The sequence below is a fragment of the Cupriavidus sp. U2 genome (assembly GCF_009663685.2).
GTDB lineage: Bacteria > Pseudomonadota > Gammaproteobacteria > Burkholderiales > Burkholderiaceae > Cupriavidus > Cupriavidus necator_C.
Genome location: NZ_RCOG02000006.1, coordinates 292170 through 315558, shown reverse-complemented (window position 1 = coordinate 315558; position 23389 = coordinate 292170). Strand labels below are relative to the sequence as shown.

Annotated in this window: 23 protein-coding genes; 13 read left to right on the top strand and 10 right to left on the bottom strand. The window is 67.2% G+C overall.

Annotation, left to right across the window (positions count from 1 at the left end):
• Positions 1 to 13 precede the first annotated feature (13 nt).
• From D9X30_RS07240 to D9X30_RS07225, 4 genes are all read right to left on the bottom strand, one after another.
• Positions 14 to 697: an RES family NAD+ phosphorylase gene (locus D9X30_RS07240; RefSeq protein WP_153947055.1), complete on the bottom strand. Its 684-nt coding sequence runs from the start codon at positions 695 to 697 to the stop codon at positions 14 to 16.
• Entirely contained in the window at positions 694 to 1233 is a 540-nt protein-coding gene (locus tag D9X30_RS07235) for a hypothetical protein (protein WP_153947054.1), read from the bottom strand. The genes D9X30_RS07240 and D9X30_RS07235 overlap by 4 nt, the downstream gene beginning before the upstream one ends.
• Before the next feature lie 120 nt (positions 1234 to 1353).
• On the bottom strand, positions 1354 to 1977 hold the full coding sequence (locus tag D9X30_RS07230) for a DUF938 domain-containing protein (protein ID WP_153947053.1): 624 nt from the start codon (positions 1975 to 1977) through the stop codon (positions 1354 to 1356).
• Between the two features lie 120 nt (positions 1978 to 2097).
• Positions 2098 to 4083 carry a PhoX family protein gene (locus D9X30_RS07225; protein WP_153947052.1) on the bottom strand — a complete coding sequence of 662 codons (1986 nt, stop codon included), beginning with the start codon at positions 4081 to 4083 and terminating at the stop codon, positions 2098 to 2100.
• Between the two features lie 195 nt (positions 4084 to 4278).
• Here D9X30_RS07225 and D9X30_RS07220 point away from each other — a divergent pair, with 195 nt between their 5' ends.
• Entirely contained in the window at positions 4279 to 4884 is a 606-nt protein-coding gene (locus D9X30_RS07220) for an IMPACT family protein (RefSeq protein WP_153947051.1), read from the top strand.
• 4 nt (positions 4885 to 4888) lie between these two features.
• Positions 4889 to 5215, top strand: coding sequence for a 2Fe-2S iron-sulfur cluster-binding protein (locus tag D9X30_RS07215; protein ID WP_228770847.1), 327 nt, complete (start codon positions 4889 to 4891; stop codon positions 5213 to 5215).
• Positions 5216 to 5308: 93 nt separating this feature from the next.
• Here the strand turns inward: D9X30_RS07215 and D9X30_RS07210 are convergent, their stop codons facing one another.
• The 4 genes from D9X30_RS07210 to D9X30_RS07195 all read right to left on the bottom strand — a co-directional run bounded on the left by D9X30_RS07210 (position 5309) and on the right by D9X30_RS07195 (position 9192).
• Complete coding sequence (locus tag D9X30_RS07210) at positions 5309 to 6241, bottom strand: LysR family transcriptional regulator (RefSeq protein ID WP_153947050.1); 933 nt, start codon at positions 6239 to 6241, stop codon at positions 5309 to 5311.
• A gap of 89 nt (positions 6242 to 6330) precedes the next feature.
• Entirely contained in the window at positions 6331 to 7458 is a 1128-nt protein-coding gene (locus tag D9X30_RS07205) for an extracellular catalytic domain type 1 short-chain-length polyhydroxyalkanoate depolymerase (protein ID WP_153947049.1), read from the bottom strand.
• A 142-nt stretch (positions 7459 to 7600) separates the two neighbouring features.
• Positions 7601 to 7957, bottom strand: coding sequence for an antibiotic biosynthesis monooxygenase family protein (locus D9X30_RS07200; RefSeq protein ID WP_153947048.1), 357 nt, complete (start codon positions 7955 to 7957; stop codon positions 7601 to 7603).
• Between the two features lie 20 nt (positions 7958 to 7977).
• Positions 7978 to 9192 (bottom strand): cytochrome P450 family protein, encoded by a 1215-nt coding sequence (locus D9X30_RS07195; protein WP_228770846.1) that lies wholly within the window; start codon positions 9190 to 9192, stop codon positions 7978 to 7980.
• A gap of 232 nt (positions 9193 to 9424) precedes the next feature.
• On the opposite strand from D9X30_RS07195, the gene D9X30_RS07190 reads away from it, so the two are divergent.
• Positions 9425 to 11002, top strand: coding sequence for an EAL domain-containing protein (locus D9X30_RS07190; protein ID WP_194946485.1), 1578 nt, complete (start codon positions 9425 to 9427; stop codon positions 11000 to 11002).
• Positions 11003 to 11046: 44 nt separating this feature from the next.
• Positions 11047 to 11358 (top strand): hypothetical protein, encoded by a 312-nt coding sequence (locus D9X30_RS07185; protein ID WP_153947046.1) that lies wholly within the window; start codon positions 11047 to 11049, stop codon positions 11356 to 11358.
• A gap of 2 nt (positions 11359 to 11360) precedes the next feature.
• On the opposite strand, the gene panE is transcribed toward D9X30_RS07185, so the two are convergent.
• The gene (gene panE, locus D9X30_RS07180; RefSeq protein WP_153947045.1) at positions 11361 to 12284 is read right to left on the bottom strand and encodes a 2-dehydropantoate 2-reductase; all 924 of its coding nucleotides are present in this window, start codon (positions 12282 to 12284) and stop codon (positions 11361 to 11363) included.
• A 601-nt stretch (positions 12285 to 12885) separates the two neighbouring features.
• Between panE and D9X30_RS07175 the strand changes: the two genes are divergently transcribed.
• Entirely contained in the window at positions 12886 to 14139 is a 1254-nt protein-coding gene (locus D9X30_RS07175) for an Hsp70 family protein (protein ID WP_153947153.1), read from the top strand.
• Between the two features lie 66 nt (positions 14140 to 14205).
• Here the strand turns inward: D9X30_RS07175 and D9X30_RS07170 are convergent, their stop codons facing one another.
• A complete protein-coding gene (locus tag D9X30_RS07170; protein WP_249640906.1) occupies positions 14206 to 14862 on the bottom strand; it encodes a response regulator transcription factor in 657 nt (218 codons plus the stop codon).
• 580 nt (positions 14863 to 15442) lie between these two features.
• Between D9X30_RS07170 and D9X30_RS07165 the strand changes: the two genes are divergently transcribed.
• The 8 genes from D9X30_RS07165 (at position 15443) to D9X30_RS07130 (ending at position 23387) form a co-directional block, all read left to right on the top strand.
• Entirely contained in the window at positions 15443 to 16129 is a 687-nt protein-coding gene (locus tag D9X30_RS07165) for a hydrolase (protein ID WP_153947043.1), read from the top strand.
• Positions 16130 to 16378: 249 nt separating this feature from the next.
• The gene (locus D9X30_RS07160) at positions 16379 to 17293 is read left to right on the top strand and encodes an alpha/beta fold hydrolase (RefSeq protein ID WP_228770860.1); all 915 of its coding nucleotides are present in this window, start codon (positions 16379 to 16381) and stop codon (positions 17291 to 17293) included.
• Between the two features lie 13 nt (positions 17294 to 17306).
• A complete protein-coding gene (locus tag D9X30_RS07155; RefSeq protein WP_153947041.1) occupies positions 17307 to 19253 on the top strand; it encodes an amidohydrolase in 1947 nt (648 codons plus the stop codon).
• Between the two features lie 48 nt (positions 19254 to 19301).
• Positions 19302 to 19736 (top strand): DoxX family protein, encoded by a 435-nt coding sequence (locus tag D9X30_RS07150; RefSeq protein WP_153947040.1) that lies wholly within the window; start codon positions 19302 to 19304, stop codon positions 19734 to 19736.
• Complete coding sequence (locus tag D9X30_RS07145; RefSeq protein WP_153947039.1) at positions 19733 to 21349, top strand: MFS transporter; 1617 nt, start codon at positions 19733 to 19735, stop codon at positions 21347 to 21349. The genes D9X30_RS07150 and D9X30_RS07145 overlap by 4 nt, the downstream gene beginning before the upstream one ends.
• Positions 21350 to 21403: 54 nt before the next feature.
• Entirely contained in the window at positions 21404 to 21682 is a 279-nt protein-coding gene (locus tag D9X30_RS07140; protein WP_153947038.1) for a XapX domain-containing protein, read from the top strand.
• On the top strand, positions 21669 to 22763 hold the full coding sequence (locus tag D9X30_RS07135) for a porin (RefSeq protein WP_153947037.1): 1095 nt from the start codon (positions 21669 to 21671) through the stop codon (positions 22761 to 22763). The genes D9X30_RS07140 and D9X30_RS07135 overlap by 14 nt, the downstream gene beginning before the upstream one ends.
• Before the next feature lie 258 nt (positions 22764 to 23021).
• The gene (locus tag D9X30_RS07130) at positions 23022 to 23387 is read left to right on the top strand and encodes a response regulator transcription factor (protein WP_249640905.1); all 366 of its coding nucleotides are present in this window, start codon (positions 23022 to 23024) and stop codon (positions 23385 to 23387) included.
• Positions 23388 to 23389: the final 2 nt, after the last annotated feature.

The window sequence follows — 23389 nt, the reverse complement described above, 5'->3', positions numbered from 1 at the left end:
CCACGCAGCACGGCTATCGGCGGTCCTGTGGGAGATAGCACGGATCGCGGCACAGTTGCCGGTGAATTGGCATATCCTCGAATCTGACCGTGCGTATCGTGATCGCACGCCGCCAGGCACTCAGGTATTCGGAATGAATGGCAATGGCCGAGCGATTGCGTAGCTTCCGCGAAGGATAGCGTATGCCGATGGCGCCGGTGTCTGCATGGAGCTCGGCAAGGACGTGGTGCAGCTCGACGCCGAAGTGCTGGCACCAGGTGTGGTTGGGCTCGGATATCTGGTCGTATATGCCGAGCCGGGCCGCTGTTGGCCCGCCGAGTTCCAGTAGCCGAAAATCGGCCTCCAGCCGGAAAAGCGCGATAATGCCTCGCTCCACCACATCCGGTTGCACATGAAAGAACCCTGGACGTTCTTCACTGCGCTCACAGAAGCGTCCTTCCCAGATCGCCGTGTTCGGATCTTCAGCAACATATAGCCAGTGGAAGGGCAAGCGGGCATCGTTGCCTCGCGCTGAATCTGGAGGTCCCCACCGGTATGCTGTCTTGACCGTGTCCGGTAACACGGATGCCTGCGCTCGGGCTGCCCTGACAAGCCACGTGCCACGACGCAGTACACACACACCGGCAGCAAGGACTTCCTTCAGATGCGCGCGAGCTGGCATCTCGATTCCGAGGCTCGCGGAATTGGTGACATTCATGCGTGAGGCCCGTCCCGCTCCGCCAGCAGTGCCTCATGATGTGCCACCACGATCCGTTGACGTTCTTTATCAGACCTGGCGAGATAGTCGGCCTGTTCCATTGAGACGGAGCGGCGGGTCACAAAGAGCTTTCCGCAAAGGAGTTCCGCCGGCGTCAAGTCGAAGAGTCCCTCGTACCGGATAGTCCAGAAGTAGCGCGGATCTACGCCGCCCGCCTCGTGTACCGCCCGCATGACGGGCGGCAACAGTTGCCGAGCCGGCTCGACGAACTGCCATGCAGGAAATTCCAGGTCGCTTGCCTCCCGGCCGCGCCCTCCACAGAGCCGCCCCGCCGCCAACTCGCGCACCAGATCATCCATCGACATGCCGGCGAAGTGGCTTTCGATAACTTCCGCAGGCGTCAGCGTTGTCAGCGGCAATACGGACAATTCCCGCATTGCCTTCAAAAGATCGCCAGCCACATTGGCGGCGCGGCTGTTTCGCGAAACGCTGCGAACCTCCTGCGCTTGGACTATCGCTACGGCTTCGGCAAACATACTGACCTCCTGGTTGTCACCACGAGACCAAGGCTACGCATGCCATGGGGGCCGCTCAAGCACCGCAACTGGATTATGGCAATCCTTAACCCTTCCGCAACATTCCGTTGCGCGCCGCCCTCAACCGGCCTTGCGGAACACCAGGCTGAAGTTGTTGGCCGGCATGGCAATCGGCTCCGCACAGGTCAAGCCGTGCGCCGCACCCAGGGCGATGACGGCTTCCATGTCGCGTACGCCCCAATCGGCATCGGCCACGCGCAGCTGCCGGTCGAACGCTTCGTTGCTGGGTGCGGTATGCGCGCCGTTGCGGCGGTAGGGGCCGTAGAGATACAGCACGCCACCGGGGGACAGGTGCCGGCCGGCGCCGGCGAACAGCGCCTCGGCGGCGGCCCAGGGCGCGATGTGGATCATGTTGATGCAGACGATGGCATCCACCGCGTCGATGCCCCAGGGCTCCTGCCTCACGTCGATGGGCAGCGGCGGCCGCACGTTCGTGGCCTTGTCGTGGGCCGTCCAGGCCGCGATCGATTCGCGGTACGTGGCATCGGGGTCGCTGGGCTGCCAGGTGAGCCCGGGCAGCGCGGCCGCGAAGTACACCGCATGCTGGCCGGTGCCGCTGGCGATCTCGAGCACCGTGCCGGTCTTCGGCAGGGCGTCGCGCAAGACGGCCAGGATAGGCGCGCGGTTGCGGTCGGTGGCGGGCGCCATGCGGCGCGCGGTCAGGTCTGCGGCGGGCTGTGTCATGGGGATTCCTGTGGGCGTGCGCCGACGATGTGCCGGGCGCCAGCCCACAGGGTAGCAGGCCCGCCGTACCTGCGTGGTCAGACAGCGCAGGACGGCTCTGATGCGCGTCTTGTGCCGCGCTTAGGCGCGGCGGTTCAGCCGCAGCGCCGACGGCGTTGCTGTCAGGTAGCCGACCGCCGCGCCAAAGCGGTCCTTGTAGTTGGCGCGCACCAGCGGGTCCAGCGTGCCCTTCACCTTGTCATGCAGCCCCTTTTCCCAGTCGCCGGCATGCTGGAAGTTGGTCATGATGTAGGTCCAGCCGTGGATCTCGTCCACCGCGTGCAGCCCGGTGGATTCCGCGCCCGCCGGGCACGACAGCACGCGCGACAGCTGCTTCGTGTCCACGTTGTAGGCCCACAGGAAGTTGTTCACATGCGTGTTGCTGTCTTCGCCGATAAACAACGTACGAAGTGTCTCCGAGAACTTGAGGTTGTCCGGCGTGGCCACCTTGTCCGGATTGGCGTAGTTGCCCAGCGCGTCCTGCGCCTTCTTCGGGCCGCCGCCCAGGTCTTCCGACACCAGTGCCGGAACGGCCGCCATGTCGACCGGCACCCATTCGCTGTCCATGCGCGCGCCCGCCCGGTCCGACTGCGCCCCGCGCAGGTTGAGTTCGTAGACCGCGCCCGAGTACGGGCCTTCCACGCGGATATCGCCGGCATTGGCGGCGTGGCCGGCCAGCATGCTGGTCTCGATGCGCGAGATGGCCGAGTACGCTTTCTTGTCCGCGATATTGACGGTCGTGCCTTCCATCTTGGTGAAGCCCAGGCTGCCGCCCACCAGCGCGGCGTAGCGGTGGGTTTCCAGGAATGCGGCGGCCTTCTCCTGCCCCGGCTTGACCCTCACCCAGTTCGGCTTGCCGTCCAACAGTATGCGCGTGAAGCTCGCATCCTCCGGGTCCTTGAACTTCAGGTCCATGATGTCGGTGACCTGGATGCCGCCGTCCACGAGCCTGCGGATCTCGTCGCTGCTGGCACTGCCCAGCGGAATCCACGACAGCGTGGCCGCGCCCGGGCCGGCGCCCGATGTCTGGTGCCACTTGGCCACATACAGCCTGCCTGCCGACAGGTCGCGCGGACGGTCGGCGATGAACAGGAACAGCCCGCCATTGGTGGCATCGTCGCCCATCAGCACGGTGCGCTCGTCGGGCATCACCTGCACCAGTTCGTGCGAGATGCGGCCCAGGCAATAGTGCTTGCGGATCGAACCGGTGCCGTCGGGGTGCACGGTCACCTCCGGCAGGTGGCCGTAGTGATACGGATTGGCGCGGCCTGCATCGCCATACAGGTGCCGGCTGAAGCCGCGCAGCTTCTTGTCGGTGGCGGCCTTGGCCGCGTCGGGCTCGTATTCCTCGCTCGACAGGTGCGTGTTCCACGGCGACAGGCTTGCGCCGCAGGTGATCCACAGGCCGTTCACGCCTGAAGTGTCCACATTGTGATACTGCACCAGGCTCAGCTTGCCGGTCTTGGGGTCCTGGTCCAGCGTCAGCACGGCGATGGGCGACGGCAGCATGCCATGCATCTCGGCATCGGCCTGGTCGCGCGTGGTGTACTCGAACTGCACCACCGCGAACACCGTGTTGCCCTTGACGCCACGCACCCTGGCGTTGCGCAGCGTCAGCAGCGAACTGCCGTCGGGGGCATCGGAATAGAACTGACGCGCCTTGCCCGGCACCGAGTCGTCCATGATCGGACGGTTCTGGATGTCGTAATACCCGCCGGCCAGCACCTTGCCGCCCTTGCCGTCCGGCACCAGGTCGCCGGTGACGAAGAACGGCTGGTAGGCCAGCGTGTAGTCCTGCCTGGTGCCGTCGGCGTACGACACGTTCAGCGACGAACCCACCGTCGTGGTGGCCATGGCCGCCGCGTTGTCCAGCGTGGGCGCGGCCATGCCGGTGAACGTGGCGGATGTAAAGGCAGCGGCCTTGCGGCGGGGCGCGGCGGCAAAGGCGGCCTCCATCGCGGACATGCCGCCGGCCAGGCTGGCGGCAGCGGCACCAAGCGGCAGCATCGGGGCGCCACCCAGGATTTTCAGGGCGCGGCGACGGGCATTGACGGTCTGGTCGGACATGGGATCGAAGTGGGCTCTGTGGGTGTCTGGCAGTTCTTATGAAGCGATGGCGGGTGGCAGGAACGACATCTGCCCGTCCGGATGGTAAGGCGCTTTCATGACAGATGTTTGACGGTCGGCAAACTGTCACGCATTTGGTGCCCTGGCCGGCTGCGCTACACTCGCCCTCCTGCCTGTCGAATTTCCTGCCCTGTCTTGCCAACCTTCACGCTAGCCGCCCCGGTACACGCCGACATCGAGATACGCAAAAGCCGCTTTATCGCGCTGGCCGTGCCGGTGCCCGATCGCGAGGCGGCCATGGGCGTGATCGCGGACCTGCGCGCCCGGCATCCCACGGCCACGCACGTGTGCTGGGCCTTGCTGGCCGGCGGCCAGTCGGGCATGTCCGATGACGGCGAGCCGTCCGGCACGGCCGGCCGCCCTATCCTGGAGGTACTGCGCCATCACGACCTGGATGGCGTGCTGGCCGCCGTGGTGCGCTATTACGGCGGCGTCAAGCTGGGCGCCGGGGGACTGGTGCGGGCCTATACCGACGCCATCGCGGGCGCGCTCAAGGATGCGGAGCGGATCGAGCGCATCACCTACGCCACGCTGACCGTGCTGGTCGATTACCCCGACGAACCGCGCGTGCGCCGCTGGATCGATCAATCGGCCGATGCGGGCTGCACGCTGGCCGAGACCCGCTATGGCACGCTGGCCACGCTGGTCATCCGCCTGCCGGCCGCGTTTCGCGAGCAGGCGCAGACAGCCCTGCGTGACGCCACCCACGGGCGCGCCGGCTTTCCGGCCGACGAGGACTAGCCCCATGGCCGAATCGCAATACGGCATGCCAGCCGACATCCTGGACGACAACCGGGAATTCACCGCGCAGGTGCTGCCTAGCCAGGTACGCTTTGCCGCGCCGGCGTCGCTGAGCCTGCTCGAAAGCGCCCTGCTCGATGGCGTGAGCCTGCCCAGTTCCTGCCGCAATGGCACCTGCCGCGCCTGCATGAGCAAGCTGCACGCGGGAAGCGTGCGGTATCGGATCGAATGGCCGGGGCTGAGCCCGGACGAGAAGGACGACGGGTACATCCTGCCCTGCGTGGCCTGCCCGACCGGCGATGTGGTGTTCGAGCCGGTCGGCGCGGGGTGATCGCGCCAGCTGACGTCCGGCACCTTCATACAGGCTATCAGTGGGTGACGCGGCAGTCGCGGACGGCGTTTCCCGCGAACCTGTCGCCCACACTCAGCCCACGGGATAGCGCGTGTAGGTACGCATCTTTTCGCTCATCTCCAGCAATCGCTCACGCAGCATTGCGTGCAGGTACCGCACGGCCGGCGAAAACTGTCGGCGGTGCGGGCACACCAGATTGAGCGGCACCGGCTCGCCGGGCTGCTCGGGCAGCAGCAGTTCCAGCCGGCCCTGCTCGACGTCGGCACAGACATCTATCCACGACTTGTACGCGATGCCGCGTCCGTCGATGGCCCAGCGCCGCGCGATCTCCGCGTCATCGCATAGCAGCGTGCCCTTGATCGTGATCTGTCGCCGCATGCCGGCCGCTGGAAAGTGCCAGCGATCGTACAGGCGGCCACCCAGCACAAACGGCAGGCATTGGTGCATGAGCAGGTCATCGAGCGATGCCGGACGTCCATGGCGTTGCAGGTAGTCCGGCGAAGCGACCAGGACGCGCCGATTGTGCTCGGCCAATGGCAGCGCCACGTAAGTGGCGCCTTCGTTCGCGCCGTAGCGGATGGCGATGTCCACCGGGTCCCGAAATACATCGGTGACCTGGTCGGACAACGACAGCCGGAGCACCAGCTTGGGGTGCGATGCCTGGAACGCCGTCAGCAGTGGCAACAGGACATTGCGCCCCAGGTCGGAAGGCGCTGCAATCTTCAGGGTGCCCTGCAGCGCCGTCTGCTCGCCATGCATGCGCTCCCGGCCTTCCTTGAGCATCGCCAGCACTTCGTCGGCATAAGGCAGGTACTGCTCCCCCTCCGCGGTCAGCCGGAGGCTGCGCGTCGACCGGGCGAACAGCCGGATATCCAGTTCCTTTTCCAGCCGCAGGATGGCTGCGCTGACCTGGCCGGGCAGCAGATCGGCCTCGCGGGCAGCGTTCGAAAAGCTGCCGAGCGCCGCGGTTCGTACAAAAAGATGAAGGTCGTCGAGTCTGATCATTTTCACTGCACAAGTGAAAGTCGTGCCTGATTATCACAGCTGGATCGACCTGTCCTCGAAAGACCGCATTCACCGCCCGTTTATCGGGCTCATTCCCGCTGGCGCCCGTTCACCGAAAAGAAGCGTAGCGCGATCTTGAGCGCGTCAGGCCCGCTGGGGTCCGAGAACGCCTGTCCGGGCGCGCCGCCGCTCCACGCGTGGCGCAGCCCTTCCACCTTCACCACGCGCAGATAGGGACGCGGCCCCGCCTGCCAGTCGAACACGTCCACCGCGCGCCGCGTGCCACGCCTTACGCGCCTGGCCGGCAGTGCCCTGGGGGCCGGGGTGCCCGGCGGCAACAGTTCCAGCCACATCGCGGCCGTAGACGTGGCGTTGTCGTAGGACACCACGCTGTCTTCGTCGCCGTGCAGCAACAGCAGCGGGGGCGGGGAGCGCCCGGCAAGCGCCAGGCGGGCCGCCACGGCGTCGGGCGCCCGATCGCCGCGCATGGCCTTTGGCGCCTGCGTGGCATTGATGGCGCTAAAGGGCGCGGCGCCCGAATGGGAACCGATGGCCGCGAAGCGATCCGGATAACGCAGGCCCAGCATCATCGCCATGGCGCCGCCCGCCGACAGGCCGAACGCGCAGACGCGATGGGCCAGGATGGCGTAGCGTTGGCTGACATGGTCGATCATCGACATCAGCAGCGCGGTTTCCGATGCACCGCGCGCCGCGGGACGGAACCAGTTCCAGCAACGCTGGGCATTGGCGTGTACCGACTGCTCGGGCATCAGCACGACCCAGCGCGCGTCGCGCGCCACCTTGGCCACACGGGCGCACGCGGCAAAACTGGCGGCATCCTGCCCGCAGCCGTGCAGCAGGACCAGCAACGGCGCGGGCCGGGCCGCGCTGACGCCGGGCGGAACGAACACCCGGTAGCGGCGCTGCCCCACGCTGCCGATCCCCAGGCTGAAGCCCCACAGGCCTTCCTCCCAGGAACCGCCGCTCTTGCTGACCGGCACGCGCGCCGGTGTCACCACGCCGGTCAGGGCCTGGCGCGCCACCTTGCCCACGGCGCGGCCCATGGCCTTGCTGACGGCCTGGCCCTGCTGCCGGGCCGCGCGCACCATCGGATCGGTCACGGTCCTGCTGACCGTGCGGCTGAACTGGCGTGCGCTGCGCGTCGCCTGCTTGCTCAGCGTTGCCCACAATTTGGTGCCGCCCGTGCGCCGTTTCATGCCGCATCGCCCTTTCGTTTCCGCTGCTGCGTGGTCAGACCTCCGCTGCGATGATGCACGAGTCTACGGGACGAATATGTCAGATTGTCATGAACCGGCGCGTCGGAGACCGCCCGGATGCGGTCAATCCGTCAAGCAGCAGTCAACGGCCGCCCGCGTCATGCACGGCGCGGCTATCGGCCGGCGCTTCGTCGCGTTCTCGCAGACCGTAGTCGCGCAACACCTGCGCCACGCGCAGCCGGTAGTTTGCGAACACGCCGCCGCGCCCGGCCGCCTGCGCCTGGCGGTGGTCGAGCGTATTGCGCCAGGCCAGTACGGCTGCCTCATCGCGGAAAAACGACAGCGACAGCAGCTTGCCCGGGTTCGTCAGGCTCTGGAAGCGTTCCACCGAGATGAAGCCGTCGATGGCCTCCAGCGTCGGTTTCAGGTGGGCGGCAATGTCCAGGTAGGTGTCCTGGCGCCCGGGCGCAGGCTCGACTTCGAAGATCACGGCAATCATCGGGGGCTCCTTCTTATGGTTCAGGGTTGTACGTCAAACTGCGGAATCCGGGCGTTGACCGATGGTCGATAGCGTACGCGATCCACCAGTCGCGCCGGCTGTATCCCGCGCGACAGCAGCGCCTGCACGGTACACGCGGCCAGTACCTGGGCCAGCGCATCGCCGGGGCAGCCGTGACGCCCGGCACCGAATGTCCAGGGGCGGCCCGCCGCCGTTGGGGCCACCTCCCCGGCAGCGTCATGCGCGGCGGCGGCCAGCAGCACCAGCACCGCATCGCCGGCACGAACGGGCTGGCCGCACAGCGTGGCGTCGGCGACCATGAAGCGCCGCGTGTTCTGCACGGGCGGGTCCAGGCGGGCCACGTGTGCCACCAGCCCATCGGCGCAACTGTCCGGGCCGGCGGCCTGGCCGGTACGCCCCAGATGGACCAGCGTGTTGCCGATCAGGCCGGCGGTGGCCTCGCACGCCTGGATCATCAGCCCCACGGCATTGGCGACCATCGTCGGGGTATCGATGCCCGCCAGCGCGGTGTCCTGCGACAGCGCATGCAGCAGCGTTCCCGCAGGCGCCGACGGCGTACAGTCATGCGTCCATTGCGTGAGCCATTGCGCGGCCGCCGCGCCCGCTTCCACTTCGGCCGGCGTGGCCAGCGGCGACATCGCCATCGCAAAGGTGGAAACGAAGCCCGCCACCCGCGTGGAAACATGGCCATCGGCGTCGCGTTCGAGCGGTAGGCCCAGCAGGTCCGCGACGGTCAGCACGGGCAAGGTGAACATCCAGCGCATGGCTTCGTGCGCATCGTCGCCCGTCATGCGCGGCAGCGCCGCTGCCAGCGCATGGGCGCGCACGCGCACCAGGCCCAGGTCCAGCCCGACCAGATAGCGCAGCACGATGGCCTTCAGGGCAGCGTGGGCCGGGCCGTCGGTCATGCGAACCAGTCGGCCGAACAGGTCCCCCGCCGGCCCGCCGGCCAGCGCAGGCGGCACCGGCTGCCCAGGCGGACGCACGCGGGCATCGGGATGGTCCAGCACCTCCGCCACGGCGGCGGCGCTTGCGGCCACCCACAGCTTCAGCGACACGTCGTAATGGAACGCACGCGTGCGCGCCAGGCGGCGATACCAGGGATAGGGGTCGGGATGCGTGACCGCCGCAATGGGGTCTGCGGGGCTGGCATGGGCGGCGCGCGCCACGCCAGGAGAGCACAGCGCGGGCAAGGCATCAAGGGACGAATCCATCACGGTTTCCGGGCGAATGGGCGATACGGCCATCTTCGCAGCGCGCGGACCGGAAAAGGTTCGTCCTGTCGTGAAATGTCGAATGCGCGGCCGCGCTGCGCGTGACCCCTGTCAAGCTGGCGCCAGACGCGGACGCGCGGCAGCCCGACAGCCAGTCGCTGCATGCGCAATATCAGATATGTCATGGAGATCGTTCTGCTATGCTGCCTCGCATTCCATCCACCCTGACCCAATGACCCGGCGCCTCTGGCTCTTCATGTTCTGCGCGATCGCGCTGGGCGTCTGCGGCCCGGTGGCGCTCACCACATGGGTATCGCGCGAGCTGGCCGAGCAGCTGTTCCGCCAGCGTGTGGACGCCTTCACCGAACGCGCGCTGCTGCGTGTGGAAGCGGTGGCGCGCGATGCCGTCGAAGCCGCCCGCCAGGCCGACCAGTTTGGCGGCATGCCATGCACCCAGGCCCATCTGGACGCCATGCGCGAGGCCGACCTCCATCACCGCTACGCACGCCAGATCGTCTTTCTCGATGGCGAGCAGCTGCTGTGCGCGTCGTCATCGGTGCCGGGGGCGCTGCGTAGCATCGAAGGCCAGAATCCGCACTGGACCGCGCTGCCGGCGCTGCGGGCCTTGTATCGCATCGATGCCGCCGGGGAGCCGCCGCCGGCCGTCCAGTTTCGCGTGGGGCGGCACGTGGCCGTGGTCGATGCGCAGTTCTTTATTGATATCGTGCCGCTCGATGCGCAGATTCGCCTTGGCATGATCGACACGCGCTCGGGCAAGGCCGTGGCGATCTGGGGCGACACCGATACGGCCACCCTGCAGCGCGCATGGGCCGGGAAGCTCGACGGCAAGGTGCGGCGGGACCGCTATCTGGACGTCAAGCAGTCGCAACACCTGCCATTCGCCGTGGTGGCCTACGAACCGCTCGACGCGATGACGGGCACCTGGCGGCAACTGCTGGTCGTCGGCCTGCCCGTGGCGCTGCTGGTCAGCGCCCTGGCGGCCTGGCTGATGCTGCGCTGGGGCCGGCGCCTGCGCAGCCCCAAGTACCTGCTGCAGGACGCCATCCGCCGCAAGGCGTTCTTCGCCGTCTACCAGCCCGTGATGGCGCTCGACGACGGACGCTGCGTCGGCGCCGAGGCGCTGGTGCGCTGGCGCATGCCGGACGGCTCGGTGGCGCTGCCCGACCGCTTCATTCCGATGGCCGAATCGGTCGGTGCCATCCATGCCATCACCACGTGCGTGATCGAGGCCGTGCTGGCAGACCTGGGACCGCACCTTGCCGCCGATCCGGCCATGCATGTATCGATCAACCTTTCGCCGGACGACTTCCGCGCACAGGACACGCTGCCCGCTATCAGTGCGGCACTGGCGCGCGCCGGCGTGCGCGCCGGGCAGATCTGGATCGAGGTGACCGAGCGCGGCTTTGCCAATGACACCGCCTGCCGCGAGATGATCGCGGCCTTCCGCAAGGCCGGCCACCCGATCCTGATCGACGACTTCGGCACCGGCTATTCGAGCCTGGCCTATCTGCATGACCTGGACGTGGACGGTATCAAGATCGACAAGGCCTTTGTCGGCTCGATGACGACCGATGCCCCGTCGAAGTCGGTCGGGCCCCATATCATCGGGATGGCCCGTGCGCTGGACATCGATATGGTGGCCGAAGGCATCGAAACCGAAGCGCAGCGCGTGGCGCTACGGCAACGCGGCGTGCAGTACGGCCAGGGCTGGCTGTTCGGCAAGGCCATGCCGGTGGCCGAATTCCTGGCGTTCTGGCAACAGCACGCGGGCACCACCGTCGAAGCCTGAGCGCCGATGCCGGCGTCCGCGCGCCAGTTTGCACCTATACCGACATGCTGTTGTTCGCCGACGCGGCCCTCTACGCGGCCAAGCGGGCGGGCCGCAACAGCGTGTACGTGTTCGACGACGACCTGCACCGGCACCTGCAGATGCAGCGCGACATCGAACGCGACCTGCCGCGTGCGCTGGCCGACGACACGCTGGAGGTGTGGCTCCAGCCGATCTTTGCCGAAGGCGGAACACGGGTGCGCAGCCTGGAGGCGGTGCGTCCGATGCCCGAAGCCGAACTGCTGGCCTGGCTGCGCGCGCGCACGGCCACAGCCACCGCGAACAGCGAAGCCAGCATCGACGGCGGCGGGGCCTGACGTCAGCCGCCGCGCGCCCGGCGGGCCTCGTACGCCTTCAGGTGGGTCAGTGCCATGGCGAGCGTGGGCGCGTCGGTGCTGCCCCGGCGTGCAAGCAGGTCGCCGACGATCTGGTCGGATTCGATGGCGGCGCCCCGCTCCACGTCGCGCAGCATCGACGCCGTGATCGGCGAGCCTTCCGTGAACAGCGTGGTCCTGGCTTGCTGCATCGCCGGCTCGCGCACCGGATAGCCGTTGGCTGCCGCGATGGCGGCGCATTCGTCCAGCAGGGCCGCGATGGTCTCGCGGCCGCGCGGCGCGGCAAGGATGTCGCCGATGGTGGCCCGCATCAGGCAGGTGGAAGCCGCCAGCGTGGCCAGGAAGAACCATTTTTCCCACATGTCCTGCAGCATCGCGTCGCTGCGTTGCACGTCGAAGCCGGCGTTGCCGAACACTTCGGCCAGCGCCTGCGCGCGCGGGCTATTGCCCGACGGGCGCTCGCCAAACGACAGGATGTGGAATGCCGACAGATGCAGGATGGTGCCCTGGTCGTCGAGCGTGCTTGAAATCATGCAGCGGCCGCCCATCACGCGGGCCGCGCCAAAGCGGGCATCGAGCTGGTCCAGGTGGCGCATGCCGTTGAGCAGGGGCACGATCACGGTGTCCGGGCCCACGGCCGGGGTGATCGAATCCATGGCGCCGGCCAGGTCATAGGCCTTGCAGCTCAGCAGCACCACGTCGTACGGCGCGGCGATCTGCTCCGGGAGAACAACCGGGGGCGTGGCGATATGCAGATCGCCGTGCGGGCTCTTGACGCGCAGCCCATGCTCGGCAAGTTGCCCAGCCCGCCGTGCGCGCACCAGAAAGGTCACGTCACGCCCGGCCTGCAACAGCCGTGCTCCGAAATAGCCGCCCGTCGCGCCGGCACCGACCACCAGAATACGCATCCTAGACTCCCAGGTCTGGCCCGGCACCTTGCCGGGCGATGCGCCATTCTAGTGGGGTTCCGGCAAGGCTGCCGGAGGCTCGTCGATCCTGCCGATCAGGCCGCATGGATCACCAGCACCGGCCCTTCGGCCAGGATGCGGGGGCAGGACGCGGCCGGAAACGGAAAAGGGGCCGTCAGTGGCGGCCCCCCTCGTCGCGTCGCGTCATGTGAGCAGATTGAACACGAAGCCTAGTGCAATGGCGCCGCCCAGAGCCTCCAGCGTGGCCAGCGCCACCAGTTCGCGGAAAATGCGTGATTCGTCCTGCTTGGTCACCATGGTATTGTCTCCAGTCGGTTTTCCAAACGGCTGGCCGGTGGTGTCGTACCGGTCAGTCACACTGCAACCTGCGACTTCAGTAGACTGCAACGCCGGTGTGCAGAACAGTTGGCATAAACCCGCATGGGGTGATCCCCGATGGCATGCCGCGCTGTGGGTTTCCATCCATGCCAGGAAAACCCCTACAATAGCGCCCCACGCAACGGCACCCGATCCGCTCCGCCAAATGGCAGCGGACAAGCGCGCCGCCTGCATCCTGCTGTACCTGAACCCCTGCATTCCCATGATCTCAAACGCTTGCGGCGTCGACTTCGGCACGTCCAATTCCACCGTCGGCTGGTTGCGTCCCGGCGCACCCACGCTGCTGCCGCTGGAAGACGACAAGTCCACGCTGCCATCGGTGATCTTCTTCCACGCCGAGGATCCGCTCGTCAGCTACGGGCGCGCAGCGCTGGCTGACTACCTGGCCGGCTACGAAGGCCGCATGATGCGGTCGCTCAAGAGCCTGCTGGGCACGTCGATGATGGACGACAGCACCGAGGTCATGGGCCAGGCCATGCCGTTCCGCAAGCTGCTGGCGCACTTCATCGGCGAACTGAAGGGCCGCGCCGAGCGCGCTGCCGGCCGCCAGTTCAGCGCGGCGGTGTTGGGACGTCCCGTTCACTTCATCGACGAGGATGCCGCCGCCGACCAGCTTGCCGAAGACACGCTGGCGGAGATTGCCCGCGACGCGGGCTTCAAGGACATCGCCTTCCAGTACGAGCCGATTGCGGCCGCCTTCGACTACGAGGCCGGCATCGGCAGCGAGGAACTGGTGCTGGTGGCCGACATCGGCGGCGGTACGTCCGACTTCTCGCTGGTGCGCCTGTCGCCGGCACGCGCGAAGAAGGCCGACCGCCGCGAGGACATCCTTGCCAATGGCGGCGTGCACATCGGCGGCACCGACTTCGACCGCGCACTGAGCCTGGCCAGCGTCATGCCGATGCTGGGCCTGAACAGCCAGTTGCGCAACGGCAAGGCGATGCCGTCGGGCCAGTATTTCGACCTGGCCAGCTGGCACACGATCAACCTGGTCTATACGCGCCGCGCCTGGGCCATCGTGATGGACAACTATCGCGATGCCGCCGAAACCGAGAAGCTGGACCGCCTGATCCGCCTGATCAAGGACCGTGCGGGACACTGGCTGGCGATCCAGGTGGAAGCCGCCAAGATTGCGCTGTCCGAGGCGCCGCTCACCACCATGGACCTCGCGCGCATCGCGCCCGATACCACGCTGGAAGTCACGCGCGACGATTTCGACCAGTCGATCTCGAAACTGGTCGACAAGACGGCCAGCACCGTGAAGGGCATGCTGAAGACGGCCGGCGTTCCGGCCGATGCGGTGGATACCATCCTGTTCACCGGGGGCTCCAGCAGCGTACCGATGCTGCGCGAGCAACTGGCGCGGCTGCTGCCCGGCGCGCGGCGCGTGGAAGGCGACCTGTTCGGCGGTATCGGTTCAGGGCTGGCGCTGGACGCGGCCCGCAAGTTCGGCTGAGCCTGATCCCCGGCGCGTGCCCGGGGACGCTGGCAGACCGGCCTGCCGGCCTGCCGACAGATTGCCCTACTGCTCGGCCTTGCAGAGGCCGATCTGCTGGGCCATCAGCACCAGGTCGGCAAAGGTGCGGGCGCGCATCTTGCGCATGGCCTGGCCACGGTGGATCTTCACCGTCACCTCGCTGATGCCGATTTCCCCGGCGATCTGCTTGTTCAGCAGGCCCGAGACGGCCATGCCCATGACTTCCGCCTCGCGCGGCGTCAGCGTGGCGTAGTTGCCGCGAATCTCCTCCACCTTGCGCAGGCCCCGGCGACGCAGCCGGTCCTTCTCGATGGCCGCCGACACGGCGTCGAGCAGGTCCTGGTCGCGGAACGGCTTGGCCATGAAATCCTCGGCGCCCGCCTTCATGGCGGTCACCGTCATGGCGATATCGCCGTAGCCGGTCATGAAGATGATCGGGATATGCACACCCATCTGCGCGAGGCGGGTCTGCAGGTCGAGCCCGCTCGGTCCGCGCAGCCGCACGTCGAGCACCAGGCAGCACGGCACATCAGGCAAGCGGTATTCCAGCAGCTCGGCTGCCGAGCCGAACAGCGCCGCCTGCATCCCCACCGACCGGAACAGATTGCCCAGGCCGGCGCGCAGCATGGCGTCGTCATCGACGATCAGCACCATCGCGTCGTCGTCGCCCGTACCGGCAGGGTCCCCGCTCTGGGATGTCACGGTTCTGTTCTCCAAGGTCCTTGAGGGCATGTTGCGGTGCCGCCCGACGGGCGGCAAGTCAGGCTAAATCCGCGCGCACGGGAGCGACATGGCCCGGGGCGCGCCCAGCATTTCAGCACAGCGGGCGCCGCTTCGCCACCCATACCATTGGCTGAGTGGACAGCGCCGCCAAAACGGCCCGCAAAACCCTGCTTGTCGGCGGGGCCGCCAGGACCTATACCAAGTGGGTATGGCAAAGCCGCGCGCGCCCGCCTACCCTGCGCGTGCCTTGTTATCCCGTCGCCCCCGTTGCCCATGTCCAGTCCTGTCCACTGGCGTGATCGCACGCCCGCCGGTCGCCGCTTGCCCGGCGCCTGCAAGTTCGCTCGCGGACGCCGCGGCGGACCGCTAATCCGTAGACACGATCGCCTAATACGATGGGCCAATGGCTGCAGACGCATGTGCCGTCTAGTCTTGCGTCGGGTCGCATCCTGCCTGTCTCCAGGCATGACGACTTCGATGCAACCCCGGTGCCGGACGGGCCAGCGCACGCTGCGCCGTCCGCGCCCAGCCCCAACCTTCGTTTCAAGGAATTTTCATCATGTCGAACCCGAAGCTCGAAGTACTGACCCCGCAGAACAGCCAGCTGATCATCATCGACCACCAGCCGCAGATGGCCTTCGGCGTGCAATCGATGGACCGCCAGGCGCTGAAGAACAACGTGGTGGGCCTGGCCAAGGCCGCGAAGATCTTCAACGTGCCGACCACCATCACCACCGTCGAAAGCGAATCGTTCTCGGGCTACACGTACCCGGAAATCCTCGACGTGTTTCCGAATGCCAAGACGCTGGAACGCACCTCGATGAATTCCTGGGACGACCAGAAGGTGCGTGACGCCCTGAAGGCCAACGGCCGCAAGAAGGTGGTGGTGGCCGGTCTGTGGACCGAAGTCTGCAACACCACCTTCGCCCTGTGCGCCATGCTGGAAGGCGACTACGAGATCTACATGGTGGCCGACGCATCGGGTGGCACCACCAAGGAAGCCCACGACTACGCCATGCAGCGCATGGTGCAGGCCGGCGCCGTGCCCGTGACCTGGCAGCAGGTGCTGCTGGAATGGCAGCGCGACTGGGCGCACCGCGACACCTACGACGCCGTGATGAAGCTCGTCAAGGAACACTCGGGCGCCTACGGCATGGGCGTGGACTACGCCTACACGATGGTCCACAAGGCCGCCCAGCGCACCGGCACGCCGCATGAATCCATCGCGCCGGTGCCGGCACGCTAATCGGCCCCGTCAAAGACATTCAATTTATTTGAATGAAATGTACAGCGCGAGTGCGGCAGCCACCGCATTCGCGCCGCTAAAGTTCATGCCATCGCAGCACGGCCGGCGAATAGCCAGCAAATGCGCCGGGCCGATAACTCAAACAATCTGAACTACTTCTTGCAGGGATATCTCATGTCCAACATCGCCCCCCAATCCCAGGCCGAACAACACGACGCGTCGCGCCGCAAGCTGCTGGTCGGCAGCACCATGGGCGCAGCCGCTGCCACCGTGGCATCGATGGCCGCGCTGACGCCGGCTGCCGCGGAAGCCGCACCGGCCGCGGGCCGCCAGTCGAAGCAGGGTCACTACGTGACCACCAGGGACGGCACGCGCATCTTCTACAAGGACTGGGGTTCGGGCCGCCCGGTGGTGTTCTCGCACGGCTGGCCGCTCGACGCCGACGCCTGGGACGCCCAGATGCTGTTCCTGGTGCAGAAGGGCTTCCGCGTGATCGCCCACGACCGCCGAGGCCATGGCCGCTCGGACCAGCCGGCGCAGGGCAACGACATGAACACCTACGCCGATGACCTGGCCGCCGTGCTCGACGCGCTGGACATCAAGGGTGCCACGCTGGTTGGCCACTCCACCGGCGGCGGCGAAGTGGCCCGCTACATCGGCCGCCACGGCACGAAGCGCGTGGCCAAGGCCGTGCTGATCGGCGCCGTGCCGCCGACCATGGCCAAGAGCGCCGCCTACCCGAACGGCCTGCCGCTGGAAGTGTTCGACAACATCCGCAAGGGCGTTGCCGAGAACCGCTCGCAGTTCTACAAGGACCTGGCCACGCCGTTCTTCGGCTTCAACCGCCCCAACGCCAAGGTATCGCAGGGCACCATCGACGCCTTCTGGGCGCAGGGCATGGCCGGCGGCATCCTGGGCCAGTACCTGTGCATCAAGGAGTTCTCGGAAGTGGACTACACCGAGGACCTGAAGAAGATCGACGTGCCCACGCTGATCCTGCACGGCGACGACGACCAGATCGTGCCGATCGACAACGCGGCCAGGCTGTCGGCCAAGATCGTCAAGAACGCCACGCTGAAGGTCTACCCCGGCGCTTCGCACGGCATGTGCGTGATCAACGCCAACCAGGTCAATGCCGACCTGCTGGCCTTCCTGAACGCCTGAGCCGCCTGAAACCATGTCAGTTACCCGCCGGCAGTTCATCGCCTCGGCCGCCGCGCTCGGCGCGGCAGCCTCTTCGGAGCTTTTCGCCATGTCACCGAACCCGACTCCCGATCTCATCCTGGTCAACGGCAAGTTCACCACCCTTGACAAGTCCAACCCGCAAGCCGATGCCGTGGCCATCCAGGACCGCCGCTTCCTCAGCGTGGGCACGCGCGACGAGATCATGAAGCTCGCGGCTGCCAGGACGAAAGTGATCGACCTGAATGGCCGGCGGGCCATTCCCGGGCTGATCGACAGCCACATGCACATCATTCGTGGCGGCCTGAACTACAACATGGAACTGCGCTGGGACGGCGTGCGGTCGCTGGCCGATGCCATGCGCATGCTCAAGGACCAGGTCGCCCGCACGCCCGCGCCGCAATGGGTGCGCGTGGTCGGCGGCTTCACCGAGCACCAGTTCGTCGAAAAGCGCCTGCCGACCATCGAGGAACTGAACGCCGTGGCGCCCGATACGCCCGTGTTCATCCTGCACCTGTACGACCGCGCCATCCTGAACGGCGCCGCGCTGCGCGCCGTGGGCTACAACAAGGACACCCCGAACCCGCCGGGCGGCGAGATCATTCGCGACAAGGGCGGCAATCCCACCGGCCTGCTGCTGGCCAAGCCCAACGCGACCATCCTGTACGCCACGCTGGCCAAGGGTCCGAAGCTGCCGCCCGAGTACCAGAAGAACTCCACGCGCCATTTCATGCGCGAAGTGAACCGCCTGGGCGTGACCGGCGTGATCGATGCCGGCGGCGGCTACCAGAACTACCCCGAGGACTACAACGTCATCGAGGAGCTCCACAAGGAGGGCAACCTCACGGTACGTCTGGCCTACAACCTGTTCACGCAGAAGCCCAAGGAAGAACTGAGCGACTTCAAGACCTGGACTACCACGGTGAAGCCGGGCCAGGGCGACGACCTGTACCGCCACAACGGCGCCGGCGAAATGCTGGTCTACACGGCCGCCGACTTCGAGGACTTCCGCGTCGAGCGCCCCGACATGCCGCCGTCGATGGAAGCCGACCTGGAGCCGGTGATCCGCCTGCTGGCCGAAAAACGCTGGCCGTGGCGCCTGCACGCCACGTACGACCAGACCATCGACCGCGCGCTGGATGTCTACGAGAAGGTGGCCAAGGACGTGCCGTTCAACGGCCTGAACTGGTTCTTCGACCACGCCGAAACGATCTCCGACCGCAACATCGACCGCATCGCGGCACTGGGCGGCGGCATTGCGGTGCAGCACCGCATGGCCTACCAGGGCGAGTATTTCGTCGAACGCTACGGCGCGAAGGCTGCCGAAGCCACGCCGCCGATCAAGAAGATGCTGGAAAAGGGCGTCAAGGTGGGCGCCGGCACCGATGCCACGCGCGTCGCGTCGTACAACCCGTGGGTGTCGCTGTACTGGCTGACCACCGGCAAGACCGTGGGCGGCATGTCGATGTATCCGCAAGCCAACCTGCTTGACCGCGAGACGGCGCTGCGCCTGTGGACCGAGGCCAACACGTGGTTCTCGTCCGAAGAAGGCAAGAAGGGCCAGATCAAGGCTGGGCAGCTGGCCGACCTGGCCGTGCTGTCGGCCGACTACTTCGCCGTGCCGGGCGACGACATCCAGGACATCACGTCCGTGATGACGGTGCTGGGCGGCAAGGTGGTCTACGGCGACAACGAGTTCGGCACGCATTCGCCCGCCATCCCGCCGGCCATGCCGGACTGGTCGCCGGCCCGCCATGGCAGCCAGTACCAGCCGCGCCCGACGGCCAAGGCAAGGCAGCTGGCGATGAACACCGCCTGCGGCTGCGCCAGTTCGTGCGGCGTGCATGGCCACGCGCATGCCAGGGCGTGGACGTCCAGCGTGCCGACATCGGACGAAAGCAGCTTCTGGGGCGCCCTGGGCTGCTCCTGCTGGGCGTTCTGACGCCGGCTGCATCCCGCCATCCGCATTGCATTGAACCGGAGACCCGTCATGCCCTATACCTCTTCCCCGCTGGCGGCGGCCGGCGACACCACGCACCGGCTGCCACGCTGGATGCACTGGATCGCCCTGCTGCTGCTGTGCGCGGCGTACCTGCAAGGCGGGCTCGTCAAGCTGTTCGACTTCTCCGGCGCGGTGGCCGAGATGCAGCACTTTGGCCTGAGTCCCGCCGTGCCGATGGCGGCGGCCACGATCGCGCTGGAACTGGCCGCGCCGGCCATGATCCTGCTCGGCGTGTACCGCTGGGTCGGCGCGCTGGCGCTGGCCGCCTTCACGCTGGCCGCCACCTTCATGGCCAACCGCTTCTGGAGCGCCCCGCCCGATGCCTACTTCATGCTGATGAATGCGTTCTTCGAGCACCTGGGCCTGGTGGGCGGCTTCCTGCTGGTCGCCTGGCACGACCTGCGCACGCGGGGCCGCGCATGACACAGGCTGCCGCAACCTCCACGGCCAAGCCGTCCGGCTCGTTCGCGCCGCTGGCCCAGTCGACGTTCGCCGTCCTCTGGGTGGCTACGATCCTGGGCAATATCGGCAGCTTCATGCGCGATGTGGCCAGTGCGTGGCTGGCCACCGACCTGTCGTCGTCGCCGGCCGCCGTCGCCACCATCCAGGCGGCGGCCACGCTGCCGGTCTTCCTGCTCGCCATTCCGGCGGGCGTGCTGTCCGATATCCTGGACCGCCGGCGCTTCCTGATCGTGATCCAGATCGCGCTGGCGGCGGTCAGCGGTTCGCTGGCCTTCCTGTCGTGGCAGAACGGGCTGACGATCGAGATCCTGATCGCGCTGGCGTTTGCCGGCGGCATCGGCGCGGCGATGATGGGGCCGACCTGGCAGTCCATCGTGCCCGAACTGGTGCCAGCGAATACGCTGCGCCAGGCCGTGGCCCTGAACGGCCTGGGCGTCAATATCGCGCGCGCCATCGGCCCGGCCATGGGCGGCCTGCTGCTGGCCGGGTTCGGCGCGGCCGCCACCTACTGTGCCGATCTGATCAGCTATGTGTTCGTGATCGGCGCGCTGATCTGGTGGAAGCGGCCCGTGCAGCCGAGCGATCCGCTACGCGAGCATTTCTTCAGCGCCTTCCGCGCCGGGCTGCGCTTCACGCGGGCCCATAGCAAGCTTCATATCGTACTGCTACGTGCAGCCGTGCATTTCGCGTTTGGCAGCAGCGTATGGGCGCTACTGCCGCTGGTGGCCAGGCAACTGCTGCACGGCGGCGCCGGGCTGTACGGCGTGCTGCTGGGCGCGGTTGGCGCAGGGGCCATCCTGGGCGCGCTGTCGATGCCCACGCTGCAGAAGCGCCTCGATGGCGATGGCGTGATCCTGGTGTCCGCCATCGCAACCGCCGTGGTCATGGCCGGGCTCTCGTTCGCGCCGCCGGTGTGGCTGGCGCTGCCGCTGCTGCTGGTGCTGGGCGCGGCGTGGATCCTGGCGCTGACCACGCTGGGCGGCGCGGCACAGGCCATCCTGCCCAACTGGGTGCGCGGCCGTGCGCTGGCTGTCTACCAGATGGTATTCAACGGCGCGCTGGCCGGCGGCAGCCTGCTGTGGGGCTTTGTGGCCCAGGCACTGGGCACGCCGCACGCGCTGCTGATTGCCGGCGCGGGCCTGGTCGTGGCGGCACTGTTGCTGAACCGCATCCGCCTGCCGCGCGGCGAGGAAGACCTGGGGCCGGCGCATCACTGGCCCGAACCCGAGATGGCCGACGACATCGCCCACGATCGCGGTCCGGTGATGATCCTGATCGAATACTGCATTCCGGCGGCCAACCGCGAGGCGTTCCTGCGCGCTGTCCATCACCTGTCCGAGGAACGCCTGCGCGACGGCGCCTTCAACTGGGGCGTCATGGAAGACCCGGCCAACCCGGAACTGCTGACCGAATGGTTCCTGGTCGAGTCGTGGGCCGAACACCTGCGCCAGCATCGGCGCGTGCCGAATGCCGATGCCGACTTGCAGCGCGACGTGGCCCGGTTCCACGTGGCCAGCGAGCCGCCGCGCGTGCGGCACCTGCTGGGCGTGGGGCTGCCGGGCGCCACGCGCTGACCCCGACATCTGCCGTTTCGTTGTTTTGTTGTGTTGTTGTATTGCGAGACCATCATGAAGATCTATCTTGTCTCTCTTGGCGCCGGCATCCTGGTCGGCATCATCTATGCCCTGATGCAGGTACGCTCGCCCGCGCCGCCGGCCGTGGCGCTGATCGGCCTGCTGGGCATGCTGATCGGCGAACAGGTGGTGCCGCCGATCAAGCGCATGATCGCCGGCGAGCCCGTGACCCTCTCGTGGTTCCATTCCGAGTGCGTGCCGAAGATCACCGGCACGCCCGGACCAGCCACGCTGACGGCAAAGGCCGATGAAAAGACCGATGCGGCGCACTGACGGGCTGGCGTTGCTGGCGGCGCTGGCCGCACCCGCATCGGCGCTGGCGGCCGACGCCGTGACGATCTACGGCCGGCTGAACACCGCCATCGAATACTCGCGCGCCAGCACGGCCACCGACGGCACGTCGCTGGGCAGCGTGGTCCGCCAGACCAACTACCGCTCGGTATGGGGTCTGCGCGGCGAGGAAGGGCTGGGCGGCTCCCTCAAGGCCGTCTGGCAGATCGAAAGCAACCTCTCGATCGACAACGGCCAGGGCGGCATCGCCACGCGCAATTCGCGCATCGGCCTGCAGGGCGACTACGGCCTGCTGTTCATGGGGCACTGGCATACGCCCTATACCGAGTCGACCATGGCGTACGACCCGTACTATCCGACCACGGCCGGCTACATGGCGCTGATCGGCAACGGCTCGACGTCCAGCTCGGACAACGTGCAGGACACCAGCTCGTTCGACCGGCGCCAGAAGAACATCCTGCAGTACCGCACGCCGCAGCTGGCCGGCGTCAGCGTCTGGCTGGGCTGGGGCCTGCCCGAGGAGAAAAACACGGTCGCGCGCAATCCGGCGCTGTATTCGGTCGCCGTGGTCTACGACCAGGGGCCGCTGAACGCCACGCTGGCCTACGAAATCCACCAGCACTACCAGGCCGCCGGGCGCAACGACGATGCACTGAAGGTAGGCGTGGCCTACCAGCTGTTCAAGGGCACGCGCATTTCGGCGCTCTACGAACACCTGCACTACCGCACCGACACCGGCGACCTGCAGCGCAACGGCTACTATGCGTCGCTGGTGCAGCAGCTGGGCCCGGGCAGCGTGCGGCTGGGCGTTGCGCTGGCCGCCAACGGCACGGGGTCGTCCACCGATACGATCGGCTTTTTCCGCAGCGGCCCGGAGACCGGCGCCACGCAGTTCACGGTCGGCTACGACTATCCGCTGTCCAAACGCACGGCGCTGTTCGTCTTCTACAGCCGCATCAACAACAGGAAGAACGCGATCTACGACTTCGCGATCAACGAACTGGGCGTCAGCGCCGGGGCCGACCCGCAGACGTTCGCCCTGGGCATGCGGCACAACTTCTGAGGTCGGATGCCACGCACGGGGCGTCACTCATACCTTGGTATGGGTTCGCTCCGATTCGTGGCGGAGCGGGGCCGAAGCGAATATCCTTGTGGGTTTCCGCGCGGATCATGGTCGCTGCGCCGACTTTCGCTGTCGGCGGAACACCGGCAATACCACCGTATGATGTCGAGCATGGCCCGGCGGGATTATGCTGTGCGCGAGCGATGGCCCCTGTCACCGCTCCAGACTTCTCAAGGATTCCGTGTGACTGCCACCCCCGTGATTGCCATTGTCGACGACGACGCCTCCGTCCGGCATGCCATGGGCAGACTGGTGCGCTCGCTGGACATGACCGCGGAACTCTATGGCGGCGGCTCGGAACTGCTGGCATCCGCATCGATCGCCGGCATCGACTGCGTCATCACCGACGTGCAGATGCCCGGCATGAACGGCTTTGCCCTGTGCGAGGCGCTGCGCGCCCGCGGGCACAGGATGCCCGTCATCTTCATGACCGCCTTCGCACAGGAAGGCTACGAACAGCGTGCCCGCGACGCCGGCGCAGCCTGTTTCCTGAACAAGCCCTTTCAGGATACGGATATCATCGGCTGCATCGAGGACGCCCTGCACATCCGCCCCGGAAACTAGGC